This window comes from Alcanivorax sp. HI0083 (assembly GCF_001635175.1).
The window spans coordinates 1-1,487 of sequence record NZ_LWFX01001432.1 but is presented as its reverse complement, the minus strand read 5'-3'; the positions used below and the strand labels follow the sequence as shown (position 1 = coordinate 1,487).

Below are 1,487 nucleotides of genomic sequence, written 5' to 3'. Positions count from 1 at the left end.
GGTCCTGCCCACCACCGTGGATATCGATGACATCGCCCAGATGCTTGTGGATCATGGCGGAACATTCGATGTGCCAGCCCGGGCGACCACGGCCCCAGGGGGAGTCCCAACCGGGCTGTTCATCGGTGGAGGGTTTCCACAGGATGAAGTCGCCAGGGTGTCGCTTGTAGTCGGCCACTTCCACCCGGGCACCGGCGAGCATGTCTTCCAGTTTACGCCCGGAGAGCTTGCCGTAGTCGGGCATGGATTCCACCGCGAACAGCACCTGGCCGTCGGCCTCATAGGCGTGGCCTTTTTCCACCAGAGTTTCGATCATCGCCAGCATTTCCGGGATGTGATCGGTGGCCTTGGGGATGATGTTCGGGGTTTTGGCATTCAGGGCCGCCATGTCTTCCAGGAAGGCGGCGCTAAAGCGCTCGGTGAGTTCGCCGATGTCTTCGCCGTTTTCCGCTGCGGCATTGATGATCTTGTCATCGATGTCGGTGATGTTGCGGGCATAGGCCACTTCCGGATAGAGCCGCTGCAGCAAGCGATACAGCACATCAAACACCACCACCGGGCGGGCGTTGCCGATATGGACGAAGTTGTAGACCGTGGGGCCGCACACATAGAGGGTGATGCGGTTGGGATCCAGCGGAATGAAGTCGTCCTTTTGCCCGGTGAGGGTGTTCTGCAGCTTGAGAGTCATTTTTTATAAAGCTCTTTCGGATCGATGATCGGCGTTTTGTCGATGGTCACGTTGTCGGCGTCGGCTTTCCAGTAGAAGCAGTCCCGGCGGCCGGTATGGCAGGCGGGGCCGGTCTGGTCCACTTTCACCAGCACGGTGTCGGCGTCGCAGTCGATGCGCAGTTCTTTCAGCATCTGCACCTGGCCGGAGGATTCGCCTTTGCGCCAGAGCGTCTTGCGCGAGCGGGAGTAGTAGCACACGCGTCCGGTCTGCAGGGTTTCCTCGATGGCTTCGCGGTTCATCCACGCCATCATCAGGACTTCGCCGGTGTCATGCTGTTGGGCAATGGCGGGTACCAGGCCGTCGCTGTTGTACTTGAGGTTGTCCAGCGCGTCCTTGAGGGCGAGCTGAAAGCCTTCGGGTTGGTGTTCGTTGTCTTTGAACATGGTTGATCCAGTCTGAGGTCGGACGTCGGACGTCGGACGCTTTAAACATGAAAACCCGCCCAAGCCGGTTTTCGCGTCAGACGTCAGACTTCCGACGTCCGACCGTTTAGATCGGCAAGCGTGTTGCGTCGGCCAGGGCCGCCACGGCTTCGTCCAGATCCACGGTCTCGGTAGCCTGGGAGCCCAGGGTGCGAATGGCCACCTGATTCTGCTGGGCTTCCTGTTCGCCGATCACCCAGATGCGCGGGGTCTTGGCGCGGGAGTGTTCGCGGACCTTGAAGCCGATCTTCTCGTTGCGAATATCCAGCTCTGCCGGTACCCCGGCGGCAACCAGTTTCTGCTGCACGGCGGTGGCGTACTCGTCGGCGGAGTTG

3 protein-coding genes are annotated in these 1,487 nt (G+C 60.5%); all 3 read right to left on the bottom strand.

The window, feature by feature from the left end; genetic code table 11:
- Positions 1-688, bottom strand: a 688-nt coding sequence (locus A3754_RS21710) for a cysteine--tRNA ligase (RefSeq protein WP_369817640.1), incomplete at its 3' end; no start/stop codon positions are given.
- A complete protein-coding gene (gene hisI / locus A3754_RS21705; protein ID WP_063521312.1) occupies positions 685-1,113 on the bottom strand; it encodes a phosphoribosyl-AMP cyclohydrolase in 429 nt (142 codons plus the stop codon). The genes hisI and A3754_RS21710, both read right to left, overlap by 4 nt.
- Positions 1,114-1,219: 106 nt before the next feature.
- The coding region (locus tag A3754_RS21700) for a His/Gly/Thr/Pro-type tRNA ligase C-terminal domain-containing protein (RefSeq protein WP_255363151.1) at positions 1,220-1,487 on the bottom strand (268 nt) is incomplete at its 5' end.

Bases quoted from the DNA above. Each gene is read 5' to 3' on its own strand.
- hisI (WP_063521312.1), bottom strand. From the start codon at position 1,113: ATGTTCAAAGACAACGAACACCAACCCGAAGGCTTTCAGCTCGCCCTC.